We start from the raw sequence: 217 nt of genomic DNA, 5'->3' as shown, positions 1-217 counted from the left end.
CTGGTAGAGAGATGTTGCCTGCTGGATCAGTTGCGGTTGCGGTAACCGTATCACCATCCACCAAATTACCCGGATTCGCTACAGTCCATGCCCCACTCACTGGATCAGTCGTTGCTTGGGCAGTGCTGCCATCTGGGAAAGTCACCGTTACGGTTGAACCCGGTTCTGCTGTACCGGTAATCGGATCTGTTGCATTGATTGGATCAAGTACTGGTGC

The 217-nt window shown here is 53.0% G+C and carries 1 protein-coding gene; it reads right to left on the bottom strand.

Annotated elements, in window-relative coordinates:
* A partial coding sequence (locus MMP60_RS15885) for an Ig-like domain-containing protein (protein ID WP_277603771.1) occupies positions 1–217 on the bottom strand: 217 nt, incomplete at both ends.

The organism is Acinetobacter sp. ANC 4805, assembly GCF_022549495.1.
GTDB lineage: Bacteria > Pseudomonadota > Gammaproteobacteria > Pseudomonadales > Moraxellaceae > Acinetobacter.
Note: the sequence above shows the minus strand (reverse complement) of the source record. Positions and strands in the feature narration are given on the sequence as shown.